This is a genomic window from Pseudomonas alvandae, from assembly GCF_019141525.1.
In the GTDB taxonomy this organism is placed as follows: domain Bacteria; phylum Pseudomonadota; class Gammaproteobacteria; order Pseudomonadales; family Pseudomonadaceae; genus Aquipseudomonas; species Aquipseudomonas alvandae.
Genome location: NZ_CP077080.1, coordinates 3,140,391 through 3,157,222 on the forward strand (window position 1 = coordinate 3,140,391; position 16,832 = coordinate 3,157,222).

The 16,832-nt window shown below is 62.5% G+C and carries 18 protein-coding genes and 1 pseudogene; 14 read left to right on the top strand and 5 right to left on the bottom strand.

The window, feature by feature from the left end:
- Positions 1 to 254: 254 nt before the first annotated feature.
- The 9 genes from KSS97_RS14025 to KSS97_RS14065 all read left to right on the top strand — a co-directional run bounded on the left by KSS97_RS14025 (position 255) and on the right by KSS97_RS14065 (position 8,856).
- Positions 255 to 1,259 (top strand): ArsJ-associated glyceraldehyde-3-phosphate dehydrogenase, encoded by a 1,005-nt coding sequence (locus KSS97_RS14025; protein ID WP_198797312.1) that lies wholly within the window; start codon positions 255 to 257, stop codon positions 1,257 to 1,259.
- Positions 1,260 to 1,268: 9 nt separating this feature from the next.
- The gene (gene arsJ / locus KSS97_RS14030; protein WP_217861938.1) at positions 1,269 to 2,489 is read left to right on the top strand and encodes an organoarsenical effux MFS transporter ArsJ; all 1,221 of its coding nucleotides are present in this window, start codon (positions 1,269 to 1,271) and stop codon (positions 2,487 to 2,489) included.
- 70 nt (positions 2,490 to 2,559) lie between these two features.
- Positions 2,560 to 3,237, top strand: a complete 678-nt coding sequence (locus KSS97_RS14035; RefSeq protein WP_217861939.1) for a thermostable hemolysin — start codon at positions 2,560 to 2,562, stop codon at positions 3,235 to 3,237.
- Positions 3,227 to 4,702, top strand: a complete 1,476-nt coding sequence (locus KSS97_RS14040; protein ID WP_217861940.1) for an AMP-binding protein — start codon at positions 3,227 to 3,229, stop codon at positions 4,700 to 4,702. Before KSS97_RS14035 ends, KSS97_RS14040 begins: the two co-directional genes overlap by 11 nt.
- 2 nt (positions 4,703 to 4,704) lie before the next feature.
- Positions 4,705 to 5,379: an iron-containing redox enzyme family protein gene (locus tag KSS97_RS14045; protein WP_198797316.1), complete on the top strand. Its 675-nt coding sequence runs from the start codon at positions 4,705 to 4,707 to the stop codon at positions 5,377 to 5,379.
- A complete protein-coding gene (locus KSS97_RS14050; RefSeq protein WP_030138737.1) occupies positions 5,366 to 6,175 on the top strand; it encodes an SDR family oxidoreductase in 810 nt (269 codons plus the stop codon). The genes KSS97_RS14045 and KSS97_RS14050 overlap by 14 nt, the downstream gene beginning before the upstream one ends.
- The gene (locus KSS97_RS14055; RefSeq protein WP_217861941.1) at positions 6,172 to 6,816 is read left to right on the top strand and encodes a tetratricopeptide repeat protein; all 645 of its coding nucleotides are present in this window, start codon (positions 6,172 to 6,174) and stop codon (positions 6,814 to 6,816) included. The genes KSS97_RS14050 and KSS97_RS14055 overlap by 4 nt, the downstream gene beginning before the upstream one ends.
- A gap of 13 nt (positions 6,817 to 6,829) precedes the next feature.
- A complete protein-coding gene (locus tag KSS97_RS14060) occupies positions 6,830 to 7,492 on the top strand; it encodes a response regulator (RefSeq protein WP_030138739.1) in 663 nt (220 codons plus the stop codon).
- Positions 7,489 to 8,856, top strand: a complete 1,368-nt coding sequence (locus KSS97_RS14065; protein WP_217861942.1) for a sensor histidine kinase — start codon at positions 7,489 to 7,491, stop codon at positions 8,854 to 8,856. Before KSS97_RS14060 ends, KSS97_RS14065 begins: the two co-directional genes overlap by 4 nt.
- Positions 8,857 to 8,879: 23 nt before the next feature.
- Here the strand turns inward: KSS97_RS14065 and KSS97_RS14070 are convergent, their stop codons facing one another.
- From KSS97_RS14070 to KSS97_RS14080, 3 genes are all read right to left on the bottom strand, one after another.
- Entirely contained in the window at positions 8,880 to 9,305 is a 426-nt protein-coding gene (locus tag KSS97_RS14070) for a DUF6691 family protein (RefSeq protein WP_198797319.1), read from the bottom strand.
- Between the two features lie 2 nt (positions 9,306 to 9,307).
- On the bottom strand, positions 9,308 to 9,742 hold the full coding sequence (locus tag KSS97_RS14075; protein ID WP_217861943.1) for a YeeE/YedE family protein: 435 nt from the start codon (positions 9,740 to 9,742) through the stop codon (positions 9,308 to 9,310).
- A gap of 238 nt (positions 9,743 to 9,980) precedes the next feature.
- The gene (locus KSS97_RS14080; protein ID WP_198797321.1) at positions 9,981 to 10,904 is read right to left on the bottom strand and encodes a universal stress protein; all 924 of its coding nucleotides are present in this window, start codon (positions 10,902 to 10,904) and stop codon (positions 9,981 to 9,983) included.
- Positions 10,905 to 11,154: 250 nt separating this feature from the next.
- On the opposite strand from KSS97_RS14080, the gene KSS97_RS14085 reads away from it, so the two are divergent.
- Together KSS97_RS14085 and KSS97_RS14090 are read left to right on the top strand one after the other, a co-directional pair.
- Complete coding sequence (locus tag KSS97_RS14085) at positions 11,155 to 11,382, top strand: hypothetical protein (protein ID WP_033864430.1); 228 nt, start codon at positions 11,155 to 11,157, stop codon at positions 11,380 to 11,382.
- Between the two features lie 10 nt (positions 11,383 to 11,392).
- Complete coding sequence (locus tag KSS97_RS14090; protein WP_217861944.1) at positions 11,393 to 12,643, top strand: MgtC/SapB family protein; 1,251 nt, start codon at positions 11,393 to 11,395, stop codon at positions 12,641 to 12,643.
- A gap of 176 nt (positions 12,644 to 12,819) precedes the next feature.
- Here KSS97_RS14090 and KSS97_RS14095 read toward each other — a convergent pair whose 3' ends face one another.
- Entirely contained in the window at positions 12,820 to 13,383 is a 564-nt protein-coding gene (locus KSS97_RS14095; RefSeq protein WP_217861945.1) for a GNAT family N-acetyltransferase, read from the bottom strand.
- Positions 13,384 to 13,601: 218 nt separating this feature from the next.
- Between KSS97_RS14095 and KSS97_RS14100 the strand changes: the two genes are divergently transcribed.
- Entirely contained in the window at positions 13,602 to 14,495 is an 894-nt protein-coding gene (locus tag KSS97_RS14100; protein ID WP_198797324.1) for a universal stress protein, read from the top strand.
- An 83-nt stretch (positions 14,496 to 14,578) separates the two neighbouring features.
- Positions 14,579 to 15,469 carry a universal stress protein gene (locus KSS97_RS14105; RefSeq protein WP_030138747.1) on the top strand — a complete coding sequence of 297 codons (891 nt, stop codon included), beginning with the start codon at positions 14,579 to 14,581 and terminating at the stop codon, positions 15,467 to 15,469.
- A 123-nt stretch (positions 15,470 to 15,592) separates the two neighbouring features.
- Here the strand turns inward: KSS97_RS14105 and KSS97_RS14110 are convergent.
- Positions 15,593 to 15,712 (bottom strand): annotated as a pseudogene (locus tag KSS97_RS14110) (Crp/Fnr family transcriptional regulator); the annotation flags it as partial.
- Between the two features lie 284 nt (positions 15,713 to 15,996).
- Between KSS97_RS14110 and KSS97_RS14115 the strand changes: the two are divergent.
- Positions 15,997 to 16,728 (top strand): GntR family transcriptional regulator, encoded by a 732-nt coding sequence (locus tag KSS97_RS14115; protein WP_217859325.1) that lies wholly within the window; start codon positions 15,997 to 15,999, stop codon positions 16,726 to 16,728.
- Positions 16,729 to 16,832: the final 104 nt, after the last annotated feature.

Below are 16,832 nucleotides of genomic sequence, written 5' to 3' on the forward strand. Positions count from 1 at the left end.
TTGAGGGCACAGCCATTCACAAGATTAACGGTTATCCGTGGCGAGGGGATTTATCCCCGTTGGGCTGCACAGCAGCCCTTCAAGCAGTTTTTCTGAGGCATCAGGCTGTCACCATCAGGGCCGCTTCGCAGCCCAGCGGGGATAAATCCCCTCGCCACGAGGTTATGCGCCGGTAAAGATGCTCGACAAAAAGAGGGTCTTTCGCTCGTATGCGGAAAACCCTATATTCGCGCCACCCTCTATGAGCCCCTACCATGACTATCAAAATCGGCATCAACGGTTTCGGCCGCATCGGGCGCCTTGCCCTGCGTGCGGCCTGGGGCTGGCCTGAGTTCGAATTCGTGCAGATCAATGATCCGGCGGGCGACGCGGCGACCCACGCCCATCTGCTCAACTTCGATTCGGTGCACGGTCGCTGGCACCGTCAGGCCGACGCCGAGGGCGACAAGCTGGTCATCGACGGCCAGCGGATCAACGTCACCGCCAACAAGGCGATCACCGACACCGACTGGTCGGGTTGCGACGTGGTGATCGAGGCCAGCGGCAAGATGAAAACCGTCGCGGTGCTCCAGGCTTATCTGGACCAAGGCGTGAAGCGCGTGGTGGTCAGCGCCCCGGTGAAAGAGCCGGGCGCGTTGAACATCGTCATGGGCGTCAACCACCAACTGTTCAAGCCAGAACAGCATCGCATCGTCACTGCCGCTTCGTGCACCACCAATTGCCTGGCGCCCGTGGTGAAGGTGATCCACGAAAAACTCGGTATTCGTCACGGCTCGATCACCACCATTCATGACCTGACCAATACCCAGAGCATTCTTGACCAGCCGCACAAGGACCTGCGCCGCGCCCGGGCCTCGGGCATGAGCCTGATTCCCACCAGCACCGGCTCGGCCACCGCCATCGCCGAGATCTTCCCGGAGCTGCGCGGACGCCTCAACGGCCATGCCGTGCGCGTGCCGTTGGCCAATGCGTCGCTGACCGATTGCGTCTTCGAGGTCGAGCGCGCCACCACGGTCGAGGAAGTGAACCGCTTGCTCAAGGACGCCGCCGAAGGCGAGCTCAAGGGCATTCTCGGTTTCGAAGAGCGACCACTGGTGTCCATCGACTACCGCACCGATCCGCGTTCCTCGATCATCGATGCGCTGTCGACCCTGGTCATCAACGGCACCCAGGTCAAACTCTATGCCTGGTACGACAACGAATGGGGCTACGCCAACCGTACCGTCGAACTGGCCCGGATGGTCGGCCTGGCGGGCTGAGGAGCCGCGATGAAAATCTTGTCGACCCTTGCGCCCGAAGTGCGGCAGTACTTGCTCGTCACGGGCAATTACTGGGCGTTCACCTTGACCGATGGCGCCCTGCGCATGCTGGTCGTGCTGCACTTCCACGCGTTGGGCTACAGCCCTTTGCAGATTGCCGCGCTGTTCCTGTTCTACGAGTTCTTTGGCGTGATCACCAACCTGCTGGGCGGCTACCTGGGCGCACGACTGGGCCTGAACCGGACGATGAACATCGGTTTGGGCCTGCAGGTTGCAGCGCTGCTGATGCTGACGGTGCCTTCCGCGCTCCTGACCATCGCCTGGGTGATGAGCGCCCAGGCATTGTCCGGCATCGCCAAGGACCTGAACAAGATGAGCGCCAAGAGCTCGATCAAGCTGTTGGTGCCGGATGGGCAGCAGGGCACGCTTTATCGATGGATCGCGATCCTCACCGGCTCGAAGAACGCGCTCAAGGGCGTTGGTTTCTTCCTCGGCGGAGCGCTGCTCGCCGTGCTCGGTTTCCAAGGGGCGTTGCTGGCGATGGCGGCGGTGCTGGCGCTGATCTGGGCCGGTAGCCTGATCCTGCTGAAAAAAGACCTGGGCAGGGCGAAAGCCAAGCCAAAGTTTCGCGACATCCTTTCCAAAAGTCGGGCGATCAACGTGCTGTCAGCGGCGCGGATGTTCCTGTTCGGCGCCCGGGACGTGTGGTTCGTGGTGGCCTTGCCGGTTTACCTGAGCAGTGTCTTTGGCTGGGATTTCTGGACAGTCGGCGGTTTTCTCGCCACCTGGGTCATCGGCTACGGCATCGTGCAGTCCCTGGCGCCGAACCTCACTGGAAAGAAGCGCGGGCAAGTGCCGGATGGACGCGCCGCTTGCCTCTGGGCGCTTGCGCTGGCGGGTCTCCCGGCTGTGATCGCGCTGGGGCTGTCTCATCAATCGGTGCTGTTGGGCGGCCTCATGGTCTTTGGTGCGCTGTTCGCGGTGAATTCGTCGCTGCACAGCTATTTGATCGTGGCGTATGCCAAGGAAGACGGTGTGTCGCTGGACGTGGGTTTCTACTACATGTCCAACGCCCTCGGTCGGTTGGCCGGGACGGTGCTGTCCGGCTGGGTGTACCAGGCGCACGGATTGGGAGCGTGCCTGTGGCTGTCGAGTGCATTCGTGGTGGTGGCCGCCCTGGTTTCCCTCGCATTGCCTCGGCATGGGCAGCCCACGACGGTCAATCCTTGATGCCCTTCAGACTCCGTTAAGAAACGGGCTCGATACTCCTCCCCATCAGCCTTGGGGAGAACGTCGGCTCATGCCCGATTTCGATTGGAACATCCACTTGCCACTGGCCTTCGGCGACGCCGGCCAAGGGCTCCGCCATTTGCACAGGGGCCTGCCGGCACACCCTCGGCGCGGCGAATTCGAAACTTTTATCCAGCAGCGTTTCCGCCAGGTCCATGGCGCCGACATTCGGCACTTCATGCCGGAGCTGTTCGGGCTCGATGACCCCAGTGGAGCGCTCTGTGCGGTGGCGGGCGTACGCCGCGCCGCGCAAGGGGCGCTGTTCCTGGAGCGCTATCTGGACGAGCCCATCGAACCCTTGATCAGCGCCGCGGCCGACCGCCCGGTGGACCGTGCCGGCATCATCGAGGTGGGCAACCTGGCCGCCAGCGATACCGGCAGCGCTCGGTTGAGCATCATCGCGATCACTTATCTGCTGGCCATGGGCGGCCTGGAGTGGGTCGCGTTCACCGGCAATATCGGCCTGGTCAACAGCTTCCATCGCCTCGGCCTCAAGCCCGTGACCTTGTGTTCGGCCGATCCGCAGCGCCTCGGCGAGGAGCGTCACCTCTGGGGCCGCTACTACGACAGCCAACCGTGGGTCCATGTTGGCAACATTCGCGCCGGCTTCATCCATCTGCGCAACACCGGCCTGTTCAATCGCCTGGGACTGCCAACCCATCTTGGGGAAACCTGCCATGTCGCCTGAAATGGAGCGCTTCAAAAACACGTTGCGCGGCCATGCGCAGCGGCGGGGGCATGCGATCGCGTTGTGGGGCGATGGTTCGCAGCTCGACTACGCGACGCTTTACGCTGAAGTGGTCTACCGTCAGCAACGTCTGCGCGAGGAAAACGCCCAGGTCGTCGCCCTGGCCCTGGACAATGGCATCGAAGCGATCCTCTGGGACCTTGCGGCGCTGTTCGAAGGGCTGACCTGCGTGATCCTGCCCGGGTTTTTCAGCCAGGCGCAGCGGCGTCACTGCCTGGAGCAGAGCCAGGCTGAACGGGTGCTCGCCGAGCCCGGGTTCGATGTCGAGTTGCGCGCTGCCGGCTACCGGCACAGCGGCGAATTCTGGCGCCGGACGTTCGACGGCCCAGGTCGCATGCCGGCGGGCACCGCCAAGTTGACGTTCACCTCCGGCACCACCGGCACGCCGAAAGGAGTGTGCCTGAGCGCCGAAAATTTGTTGCGCGTGGCCCGGGAACTGGAGCAGGCCAGCCAACCGGTCGAGGCCAGGCATCACTTGGCGTTGCTGCCCCTGGCCATCCTGCTGGAAAACCTCGGCTGTTACGCGGCGTTGTATGCCGGTGCAATGGTGAGCCTGCCAAGCCAGAAGACACTCGGCATCCAGGGTGCCAGCGGGGTCGAGCCGGCGCGGCTGTTGAGTTGTCTGGCGGAACGGCGTGCGCAGAGCCTGATCCTGGTCCCGCAATTGTTATTGCTGCTGGTCACGGCTGCCGAGCAGAAGATGTTCAACCCTCATGTGCTGCGGTTTGCCGCCGTGGGCGGTGCGCGGGTGTCCCACGATCTGCTGCAAAGGGCCCAGCGTCTCGGCTTGCCGGTCTATGAAGGTTATGGATTGTCGGAATGCGCCTCGGTGGTGTGCCTGAATCGACCACAGGCCCATCGCGCCGGCAGCGTCGGCCAGCCGTTGCCCCATGTGCAGGTGCGCCTGGCCGAGGACGGCGAAGTCCTGATCAAGGGTTCGACCCTGCTCGGTTACTTGGGTGAGCCGCCGCGCACCAGCCAGTGGTGGCCCAGCGGCGACCTGGGCGAATTCGACGAGGACGGGTTTCTTTACCTGCGCGGCCGCAAGAAGCATCAGTTCGTCACCAGTTTCGGGCGCAACGTCAATCCCGAATGGGTTGAAGCCGAACTCACCCAGGGCGGCGACATCGCCCAGGCCTTCGTTTATGGCGAAGCCATGCCCCACAACCATGCGCTGCTCTGGCCCAACCGTGCCGACTGCTCCGACCAGGCGCTTGCGCTGGCTGTGGCCAAGGCCAATGACACGCTGCCCGATTACGCCCGGGTCCATCGCTGGACGCGCCTGGACCAACCTTTCAGCGCCGCCAATGGCCTGCTCACCGCCAACGGCCGTCCGCGCCGCGAGGCCATTGTCGAGCAGTACCGAGCGCTGCTCACCGACCCCGTTCAGTCCGAGGAATCCTGATCATGAGTTTTTTCGACACCCTGCAAGAAGCCACCCGCCAGGAACGCCAGACACTGTTCAATCTGCCGATCATCCGTGACGCCCTGGCGGGCCAGGTCAGCCTGGGGAGCTACCGCAGCTTCCTGATCCAGGCTTATTACCACGTCCGTCACACCGTGCCGTTGATGATGGCGTGCGGAGCGCGCCTGCCCACGCACCTGGAATGGCTGCGCAAGGCTGTCTGCGAGTACATCGAGGAAGAATACGGCCACGAGCAATGGGTGCTGGATGACATCGCCGCGTGCGGTGGCGACAAGGACGCGGTGCGCAACGGTCAGCCGTCGCTGCCCATCGAATTGATGGTCAGCTACCTGTATGACCTGATCGCCCGAGGCAACCCGGTTGGCCTGTTCGGCATGGTCAACGTGCTCGAAGGCACCAGCATTGCCCTGGCGACCCATGCCGCCGACAGCATCCGCCAGCGCCTGGAACTGCCCGCGACGGCGTTCAGCTACCTCAGCTCCCACGGTTCGCTGGACATCGAGCACATGCAGACCTACCGCGGCTTGATGAACAGGCTGGACGATCCGGCGGACCAGGCGGCGGTGATCCACGCCTCCAAAGTGGTGTACCGCTTGTACACCGACATGTTCCGGGGCCTGCCTCACCATGGGGAGTCTGAACATGCGCCTGTGTGATGCCCGTGTGGTGCTGACCGGGGCCAGTGGCGGGATCGGCCTGGCGATCGCCACTGCCCTGTGCGCCAGCGGTGCGCGGGTGTTGGCCGTGGCCAGGCACAACGAAGCCTTGCTGCCCCTGATCGAACGCTATCCCCGGCACTTGTGCTGGATCGGCGCCGACCTGACTTTCCTGGCCGATCGACGCAAGGTGCTGGCCGCCGCCGAAGCCATCGGCGGCATCAACCTGTTGATCAACGCCGCCGGCGTGAATCACTTCGCCATGCTCGAACAACTCGACGACAGTGAGATCACTGCCATGCTGGCGGTGAACATCAGCGCGCCGATCTGCCTGACCAAGCTGCTGCTCCCGCTGCTCAAACAAGCGGACAGCGCCATGGTCGTCAACGTCGGCTCGACCTACGGCTCCATCGGTTATCCCGGCTATGCCAGTTATTGCGCCAGCAAGTTTGCCTTGCGCGGGTTTTCCGAAGCCTTGCGCCGGGAGTTGGCCGATACCCGTGTCGGCGTGCTCTACGTGGCGCCACGGGCCACCCGCACCTCGATGAACAGCCCGGCGGCCGACGCGCTCAACCGTGCGCTCAAGGCCAACGTCGACGACCCGCAGACCGTCGCGTCAGCGGTGATCCACGCGATTATCGGCGACCGTCGCGAGCTCTATCTGGGCTGGCCCGAACGCTTCTTCGTCGGCCTCAACAGCCTGCTGCCCAACCTGGTGGACCGTGGCCTGCGCAAGCAACTGCCGCTGGTTCGTCGCCTCAGTCACAAACCCGAGAACGAGCACCTCAAGCCATGAAAAAAATCCTCGCTTGCCTGTTGATCGGCGCCTTGAGCCAAAGCGTCTGGGCGCTGGAAGCGGCTGACCAGCAACGCCTCAGTGACATCCAGCAGCGCTGGGCGCACATCCAATACGAGTTGCCCGAAGGTCAGCGCGCCGAAGCGTTCGAACAACTCGCCACCCAGGCGTCGGCATTCACACAGCAACGCCAATCCGTGGCCGAGGCGTGGATCTGGTCTGGCATCGTCAACAGCAGTTGGGCCGGCGCCAAGGGTGGCATCGGTGCCCTTGGCAAGGTCAAGGACGCCAAGGGCGACCTGGAAAAAGCCTTGGCCCTCGATCCCAAGGCACTGCAAGGTTCGGCTTATACCAGCCTCGGCGCACTTTACGACCGGGTACCGGGCTGGCCCCTGGGCTTCGGTGATTCGGACAAGGCCGAGCAAATGCTCAAGCAGGCTTTGCAACTCAACCCCAACGGCATCGACAGCCTGTACTTCTGGGGCGATCACCTCTACCGTCAGAAGCGCTACAGCGAAGCCAAGGTGGCGCTTGAAAAAACCTTGCAGGCCGCGCCGAGGCCAGGCCGGGAAACAGCCGATGCCGGGCGCCGCAAGGAAATCGACGCTTTACTGGTGGATGTGAACAAACGGCTGAACTGACGGGGAGCGTGCGTTGCGTTTATTACTGATCGAAGACGACGTGGCGTTGGGCGAAGGCATCCGCCAGGCGCTGGTACGTGAGGGCTATACCGTCGATTGGGTGCAGGACGGCGGCAGCGCATTGCATTCACTGCTCAGCGAAGCCTTTGACCTGGCGGTACTTGATCTCGGCCTGCCGCGGATGGACGGGCTGCAAGTGCTGCGGCGCTTGCGCGACAGCGGCTCCAACCTGCCGGTGCTGATCCTCACGGCGCGCGACGCCACCGAAGACCGCATCGCCGGGCTGGATGCCGGCGCCGACGATTACCTGGTCAAGCCTTTCGACCTGGCGGAACTCAAGGCCCGGCTCAGGGCCTTGTTGCGCCGCAGTGCCGGACGCGCCCAGGCGTTGATCGAGCATGCCGGCATCAGCCTCAACCCGGTGACCCAGCAAGTCAGTTACCAAGGCAAGCCGGTGGCGCTGACGCCCAAGGAATATCAACTGCTCCATGAGCTGCTCTCGCCGCCGGGCCGGGTCATGACCCGTGACCATCTGATGCAACTGCTCTACGGCTGGAGCGAGGAAGCCGAAAGCAACACCCTGGAAGTGCACATCCATCACCTGCGCAAGAAATTCTCCACCGACTTGATCCGCACCCTCCGGGGTGTCGGTTATCTGGTGGAGGAGCGCCGATGAGCTCGATCCGGCGGCGTACCCTCACGCTGATTCTCGGCCTGTTGTTCCTTGGGCTATTGATCATCACTGTCTTCAACCTGCATGACAGCAATCATGAAATCGCCGAGGTCTACGATGCCCAGTTGGCGCAGAACGCCCGGCTGCTGCAAGGCGTCATGCGCATGCCGATGGCGAGCCAGGAACACGCGCAGTTGTACCAGGCGTTCAATTCAGCCCTGGGACAGGCGGCGCCCAGGGTCGATGGGCATCCCTACGAAAGCAAGATCGCTTTCCAGGTCTGGAATGCCCAGGGTTCGGTGCTGGTCCATACGTCCAGCGCACCGTCGTTCACCTCACCTCCGGGTGCCCCCGGTTTCAGTGAGGTCGTGGACCAGAAGAACCGCCGGTGGCGGGCATTCGTCCTTGACGACGCGCAATACGGCTTGAAGATCTGGGTCGGTGAACGCGACGACGTGCGTGCCGACCTGGTCGATCGGATCGTGCGTCACACCGTTGTGCCCAACCTGATCGGCAGCGTGATCCTGGCCGCGGTGATCTGGCTGGCGATCGGCTGGGGCCTCAAGCCGTTGGTGGACATGGCGGCCAAGCTGCGCGCCCGGCATCCGGGCTCCCTGGAACCTTTGCAGTTGATGCCACTGCCGACGGAGCTCGAACCCATGCAAGCGGCGCTCAACCGGGTGTTGGCGCAGATCCAGGAAGTGATGGGCCGTGAGCGACGTTTCATCGCCGATGCTGCCCATGAGATGCGCACGCCCTTGGCCGTGCTCCGCGTGCATGCGCAGAACCTGATGGAGGCAGGGAGCGAGCAAAGCCGCCGCGAGTCCTTGGAACATCTGGTCGCCGGTGTCGATCGCACCACGCGCCTGGTCAACCAACTGCTCACCATGGCGCGGCTTGAACCGCAGGCGACTGCCGATGCGGCGGTTCCCATCGATCTGCCGGCCACGGTGCGTGAAAGCCTGGTGCAGATGACGCCGTGGTTATTGAGCAAGGGGCTCGAGCCGGTGCTGGACGTCAGCGATAACGTCGGGCCTGTTCGTATCGATCCGGTGGCCATCGATATCGCCTTGAACAACCTGGTGACCAATGCCGCGAATTTTTCGCCCGCGAACGGCACGATTACCGTGCGATTGGTCAAGAAGGGCGACCATTACGAGCTGTCCGTTGAAGATCAAGGGCCGGGCATCGACGAGGCCGAACGTGAACGGCTCTTCGAGCGGTTCTACAGCCGTGGCAATGACCAGGGCGCGGGGTTGGGCCTGACCATCGTGCGCACGATCGCCGATCGCCTGGGCGGTCAGGTCCGTTTGGAAAATCGCCCTGAAGGCGGGTTGTCCGCGACGTTGGAGATAGGTCGCTGTTGAGCGCGAGGCAGCCTATCTGCGATTCAGGTCCGTTGGCCCTGGCGATTTTCCAGCGCGTTGAACACCAGCATCCCGGCCAGCATCGCCCCCATGAACACCAGGATTTGCCAATGCCCGGTCAGCAGAATGGCGACAGCAGGGCCAGGACAGATACCGGCGATGCCCCAGCCGATGCCGAACACCAGGCTCCCGCCAATCAGCCGCCGGTCCAATTCACGCTTGGCCGGTAGTTGCATCGGGTTGCCCAGCACGGAATGAGTGCGTTGGCGCGCCCATGCCAGCGGGGCAATGGCGGTGCCAATCGCGCCGATCATCACCAGCGCCAGGGATGGATCCCAGGTCCCGGCAAGGTCCAGGAAACCCAACACTTTTTTCGGGTTGGCCATGCCCGCCAGGAGCAGGCCGAGGCCGAAGAGCAGGCCGGCGATGAATGCCGTCAGTTTGCGCATGTTCAAAATCCCATCAGGTGACGCAGGACAAACACAGTCGCAAAACCGCTGAGCATGAAACACGCCGTGGCAACCATCGAGCGCGGTGAAAGGCGTGACAGGCCGCAGACGCCGTGGCCGCTGGTACAGCCCGAACCGTAACGGGTACCGACACCCACCAACAGGCCCGCGACAGCGAGGCCGAACCCTCCACTTTGGAATTCGATCGGCGGCAACGTCGCAAACATCCCCCACAACAGCGGCGCGACGAGCAAGCCCAACAGAAACAAGGCCTTTTCCCCAAGCCCCTCGCCGCCACGCTGCAGGAGGCTGCCAAGCAGGCCGCTGATGCCGGCGATCCGGCCGTTGGCGACCACGAACAGGCTGGCAGCCAGGCCGATCAACATACCGCCGACCAGGGATGACCATGGCGTGAAGTTGAGCCAATCAAGATCCATCACCGTCCTCCGGCAACCACTAATCGTTTGCAAGCTGCCTGATGGCCGGCCCGTAAAGCAAGCGGCAAATGCTCAGCGAGGGGAAAAGCACGGCGGTCAGGGCGAGGGCGGCGAATCGGGACGCGTTCATGGCTCATTGTCCTTGCTGGGGCAGGAAATGGTGGCTATCGGGCCTGCGGCTTATCGGCGGCGTTCCCAGGCGGTCGGAACCGTTGCTCCGCCGACCTTCGTGGCGCTCTCAATCAGTCTGCTGCGGCGCAATCAACCACAGGCTGCACGGCATCTTGTACAGCAGGCTTTCCACGGTGCTGCCGATCAGTTTGTCCAGGCCGCTATGGCGCACGCGTCCCATGACGATGACGTCGATGTCATGGGCTCCGGCGTAACTGGCGAGCACCCTTGCCGGATCGCCCATGATCATGCGTCGTTGTTCCGGGGCGATGCCGTTGCGTTCAGCCAAGGCGTCGAATGCCTCGCCCTGGGACTCGTAGAGCTGTCGGGCCAGCGTGGATGAGAAGAAGGTCGAGCCGCTGCCAAAGCCGTATTCGGAGGCAGTGATGGAGGAAAGATCGTAGGCGTAGATGACTTCCAGTTCCGCATCGCAGCTCGCCGCCAGTTTGTTGGCTTCACCCAGGATCCGGTCATTGAGGCCTTGGTAGCGGCCGTCGCGATGGAACGGGTCGATGGCCGCGAGGATCTTGCGCGGGCGCGCATGGGCCACTTTGTTGACGAAGTGCAATGGCACGTTGCACTCGCGCAACAAGTGCACGTCCAGCGGCGTGAACATCAGGCGCGAGAACCAGGATTCGGGATCCACCGTCTTGATCAGCGCCTCCATCGGCGTTTCCTTTAGGTGCACCAGGATTTCCTGCAGGGGACGCTCGACCCACGTCACTTCAGTCGTGACCTGAATGCCGAGCTTGCGCAGGGGCCTGGCTTTCTCTTCCAGCCAGTCGCGATGGCGTTCGATGTAGCCCAGGCGCATCTGTTCCAGCGCCTGCTCATTCACCAGCCCGGCCGTGGCCAGGCCTTCCAGATAATCAAAAGCAACGATGTGCAACGCGGCGCCTTCGGCCTGGGCAAGTGCGGCGGCCCGGTCAAACGCGGGGTTGTGTTCCATCAGTGGCGAAACCACCAGCATCAAGCGAGATTGCATGGACATGACATACCTCCTGGGCAAGGACCTGCCGGCGCGGTACGACGTCCGCGCGGGCATTGACTTGGTATCGATCATGGGCGCGCTGAGCCTTGGTAACTTGACTTGCGTCAAACACTCTTGAAAGCGCCGGATCGACCTCGATGTCGAATGCGCCACAGCGAAACATTGATCATGGTCAATCCGCCCGGTTCAATCGGGTGCAGGCTGGTGCTTGTTCCTCAAATCCAAGCTCACCCGTGATGAGAGGTTGGTCATGATTATTCGGCTCGAAGAGCAGCAGCCAGGAACGCGCTGCCTGGTGCATTTGGATGACTGGTGCGTGGGCTTCAAGAACGTTGATGACGCGCTGTTGTTTACCAGGACGTTGCAGGCTCGAATCGACGCCCCCCATGTCTGGCCACAAGGCATGGTCACGCGCATGAATGGCGCACATATAGTGCAAGCGGCGCCCCTGCGAACGCCTGCTCACGTGTCGCCGTAGCACCACGGCCATGACCGAAGCCCTGGGCTTTGTCAACGCCGGCGCGGCGCTGGGAATCGGCCTGTTGGTGGGCCTTGAGCGGGAGCGGCGCAAGGGGGAAGGGGACAGGCGCGATTCTGCCGGCCTGCGCACGTTTGCGATTACCTCGCTATTGGGGTACGCCACGATCCGGGCCGGTGGCCCTTTATTATTGGGGTTCGTCGCGCTGGCGTTGGGCGCACTGGTCACCCTGGCGTATTGGAAAAACCTCGACAAGGATCCTGGCATCACCAGCGAGGTGGCGTTGTTTGCGGTGTTGGTGTTGGGCGCCCTGTGCGTCAGCGCTCCGGCCTTGGCCACCGCGATAGGCGTAGTGATGTCGGGGCTGCTGGCCAGCCGCCAAGTGCTGCATCACTTTGCTCGCAGCCAATTGACCGCTGTTGAGTTGCGCGATGGCCTGATGCTGTTGATCGCCGCTTTGGTCATATTGCCGCTTGCCCCGGATCGTTACCTGGGGCCTTACAACGCCATCAACCTTCGCACCCTGTGCTCCCTGACGGTCATGTTGATGGCGGTGGGCGGCCTGGGGCACGTTGCGGTTCGCACCCTTGGCACTCGCTATGGCTACGCTCTAGGCGCCATTGCGTCGGGGTTTGCCTCCGCGACGATGACCGTCGCGGCCATGGGGCACCTCGCCGCGAAGGAACCGGCCAATGTGAAAATGCTGAGCGCGGCCGCCCTGTTGGCCAACGTGGCGACCCTCGCGCAAATCGCGTTAATCGTTGGAGCGGTGGAACCTGGCTTGCTGCGTTGGATAGGTTGGCCGCTGCTGTGCGGGTTGCTGACGGTGTCGGTCTATGCCGGCGCGCTGTTGTTTGCTCGACCCAGGGTGCGGGTCGAGGAGGCGATCCAGCACGGCGGGGCCTTCAGCCTGAAACTGGCGTTGACGGTGGTCGTGGCGATGACCTCACTCACCGTTCTGTCGTCGGCAATGCTCGACGAATTCGGGCGGGTTGGCATGATCGTGACTGCCACTTTCAGCGGGTTGGCCGACGCCCATGCGTCTACGGCTTCCATGGCTTCCCTGGCCAAGTCCGGGCTATTGCCCTTCGATGACGCCGCCATGCCGCTCTTGATGGCAATGAGCAGCAACTCGGTGAGCAAATGCCTGGTTGCCTGGCTCAGCGGTGGAAGGCGGTTTGCCGGGTATGTGATTCCTGGCCAGGTATTGATGACGCTGGCGATCTGGGCGGGGCTACTACTGCCGAACCTGCCACGCTGAATGATGACCGAATGGCCGCTGGCGTTGATCATCGAGGATGCGTAGCCGAAGCCGGCGATGAAACGGGTCTTCTGCACTCCGCAGCGGGCGTCTTACAGCGGCTGGGCGATCAAGCCGCAGGCGTGGCGGTAAACCCTTGCGCGGGACCGCGATGCGGCACCCGCGCAATGTCGCGGCTAAATATAAAGACGATGGATGACCTGTCGAGTGTCGTCGGGGTCGCTGCGGGTTTCGAACCCCAGGCTGTGGGCCAGGTCCCGCATGGGGGCGTTGCTGGCGGCATCGATGGAATACATCTGGCGATAGCCATTTTTTCGAGCTGCGGCGATCAGATGCTCCATCAACAATGTCCCCAATCCTAAATGCTGCCAGTGATCGGCAACGGTCACGGCGCACTCGCATTCATGTTCAGAGGTGGCGCAGTAGCGACTGACGCCGATTTCGATCAATTGGCCATTGTCATGGACTAAGGCAACGTAGGCCAGTCGCGTCTTGCAGTCGACATCCATCAAATGATCGAGCAGGGCTGCTCCGGGCTCGTTGATTTGTGATAGGAAACGCATGTGCCGCGACTCGGGCGAGAGGCGCTTGATGAAGTCATATTCGCGCTGGCGATCCTCTTCCCGCAGCAGCCTGATCAGTACGTGCCGGCCGTCTTTCAGCGCCTGGATCCAGTGCTTGCCACTGATGCTGGCATACAGCGCGGCGGCGCGTTTGTTGTGGTCCTTGACTGTGAGCATGGAGGCCTCCATCGGGTATGAGCGTACGGTTCGGCAAACCTACGCATTCATCTCTGTTCTACGCCTTTGGCGGCAATCGATTCTGATCTGGATCAGTCCCTGCGTAGCCGCCCGTTGATTGCGCTGTAGTTGATTCAGATCAAACTGCAGGGGGCATCGCCGGGCGCACGCTGCAAAGGGAGTCGCAGATGAATTGAACAAACCGGTGGAGGTGTGCGATGGGCCAGTACCAGCGTCTGCTATTGATCGTCGAGCCCGATTTGCATCCCTCCGCAGCCATGCGCAGGGCCTGCGCCCTGGCCCGTGCCAGCGGGGCGGTGTTGCGCCTGTGCGTGTTTGTCCAACCGCCGCCTCGCACACATCTGTGGGGCGCAAAAAACGACGAGGTGACCATCCAGGGATATTTGCATCGTTATCGGCGCTGGATGGTGGAGGAAGCGACAATGCTCAGGGAGGAGGGGTTGCAAGTGGATACCGAGGTGGTCTGGACCACGCACCCGCTGCTCGACATTCTTCGCCATGTCGAGCAGTTCAAACCTGACCTGTTGATCAAGGACGTGACCTTTGAACCATTGCTCAAGCGTGTCTTCATCACACCGCTCGATTGTCATCTGCTGCGCGAATGCACGGTACCGGTGCTGCTGGTCAACCAGGCGGAGCATGGCTTGCCACGTCGGGTGGTGGCCGCGGTTGATCCCTCGGATCCTCATGCCAGTGCCTTGAACGAACGAATCGTGCAAACCGCCACCATGCTGGCCGGACAATGTGACGCCGCGTTGCATCTGTTATATGCCTGCGACCTGTCGCCTGCAGTCAATGGCGATACCGCGTTGTTGGCTGGCGCCTGGGATGACGAGTTTGCCGATGATTTGCGTGAGTCATTGCACATGGCGTTTATCAACCTGGCCGAGCGCTGTGGCGTGCCGGCCGAGCGTCGACATTTCATCCTTGGCCTGCCTGTGCCAGTTATCCATGAGTTCGTCGACGAGATCGAGGCTGACGTGATGGTGATGGGAACCGCGCACCGCGTCGGCCTGGAGCGGTTGATTGGCAGCACCACGGAGCGGGCGCTCTATGCATTGCCGGGCAGTCTTTTGGCGGTCAGGGGATAAACCCCAGGCCATGGCGGTCGTTCCCAAATCCCGGCATCGAGCGCCAATAGGTGGCGTTCGAGTCCGGACCTGGAGATTTCATCATGAGCCAGTACCAACGCTTGTTGTTGATCCTCAACCCGGCGCAACGACACTCCGCCGCGCTTCATCACGCCGCCGCCCTGGCGGCAGCCAGCGAGGCACACCTGCACATCACTGCATTGATTCCTTCGCTGGATATCTTGTCTTTGCTTGAGGAGGGGCATCGTGAAACTGCGCGGCAGCAATATTTCCAGGACCAAAGTGATTGGCTGGAGGGAGAGGCCGACAAAATGCGCCGTCGAGGCCTGGGCGTCACCACGGAGATGGCATGGGTGGACGACATGCGCGAGCAGGTTCTGGAACATGTCGTACGTTTCCAGCCGGACTTGCTGATCAAGCAGGTCCAGCATGAATCCCTGCTCAAGCGCGCGTTCTTCACGCCGCTGGATTGGCATCTGCTACGCGAGTGCCCCATTGCGTTGTACATGGTCGGCGCAGCCGGTCACGCCTTGCCGCGCAAGGTGGTCGCGGCGGTAGACCCTTCCAGTGCGTTTGCACAGAACAGCGGGCTCAACGACCGGGTCATTCGCCAGGCTCTGGGCTTGGCGCTGCAATGTGACGCCGAGTTGCATCTGGTTTACGCCGCTGAGGTGTCCTCGGTCTACCTGAGCGATGTGGGCGGCGGCGGCCTGGCGCTGTCGCAGCTCAGCAAGGAATTGCGGCGAAGACTGGAGAAAACCTTACTCGAACTGGCCAACCTGTTCGGCGTGCCTGCCGAACGCCGGCACTTTCTACTGGGGCACCCGGTGTCGGCGCTCAGCGAGTTTGCCTTGGAGCATGACGTTGATGTGATTGTCATGGGCAGATCCCAGCACAAAGATTCGTTTGGGCTGTTGGGCAGCACGACAGAACACATCCTGTACCAGGCGCAGTGCAGTGTCCTGGCGGTCTGAGGAAACGGCCCTGGTGCAAACGATACGAGGTACCGCGACACCGTGGAGATCTGAGCGAGCGCCTTGCCGCGCTGGCCGCATGCCTTGGGGTGGGCTGAAGGTGAGGTAAATCGCAGGTCACGCGAGGCGTTCGACCTCACCGCCGGTCAGGCCAATAGGCAGGCACAGTTCAAGCACGCTGCAGTTCGAGCAAGCGGCCTTGAGGGCCTGCACCTGTAGAAGTCGCGGTTCGATCTCGGCCATGGCGAAGCTCCTTTGGTTGGGGCAAGCATAGAAGAGCAACGCAGCCGTGCTTGTTTTTCTCAATTCAGGCGACACCCATTGTCGACAGCCACAGCGCAGCTATCCAGGATGGGGCACCTGGGGTGGCTATTCTCCAGCCACCCTTGGCCGCGACATTGGCGCAAGCGTCGCAACAGCGCCGTTTATCACCTCAGCCACCCCCACATTCTTGACAATCGTCGAAGCGAGGCAAATACTCGCCGCCAATATTCATATAGATGACTATATAAAAAGGCCAAAATCTTATGAACCCACTGCCCAGCGATACCCGCCTGCCGCTCTACCAACGTTTGCGCGACCAGTTGGCCGAGCAGATCGCCAACAATCGCTGGCGTCCGGGGGAGGCGATTCCTACCGAGGCGGCGCTTTCAGCCGAATACGCGCTGTCCACCGGGACGGTGCGCAAGGCGATCGATGCGTTGGTCGCCGAGGGCATCCTGGAGCGCCAGCAAGGGCGCGGTACCTTCATTCGCCGGCCGCAGTTCCAGTCGTCGCTGTTCCGCTTTTTCCGTTTTCAATCCGCCTCCGGTGAACGCCGGGTTCCGGAGAGCCGGATCTTGTCGGTAGAACCTGTGGCCGCGCCTTCGGCGGTGGCTCAGGCACTGGGATTGCCGGTGGACGCGCCGGTGATCCGCATTGTCCGGCTGCGTCTGCTGGAGGTGGTGCCGGTGTTGGCCGAGGAGATCTGGCTGCCACGCAGTCGGTTCCAGGCGCTCCTGGAGATCGACCTGAGCCAGAAAGGCCCGCTGCTTTATCCGATCTATGAAGAAACCTGCGGGCAGGTCGTGGCCTACGCGCAAGAAACGCTCACCGCCGAGTCGGTCAACGAGGTGTACGCCCGTTTGTTGCAGGTCCCGGTGAACAGCCCGGTGGTGGTGATCGAGCGCCTGGCGCGGGATTACGCCGGCAACCCGCTGGAGTGGCGCCGTTCCCGCGGGCATGCCGAGCATTTCCGCTACAGCGTCGAGATCCGCTGACCTTGGCGGGCTAGCGGATCCTGCGGCGACCAGTCGGTCGTCGCTGGCCTTGTCGTTTTGTTGTTCCTGACTGGCCTTGCAGCGGCACGGTACGCGCTCGGCTG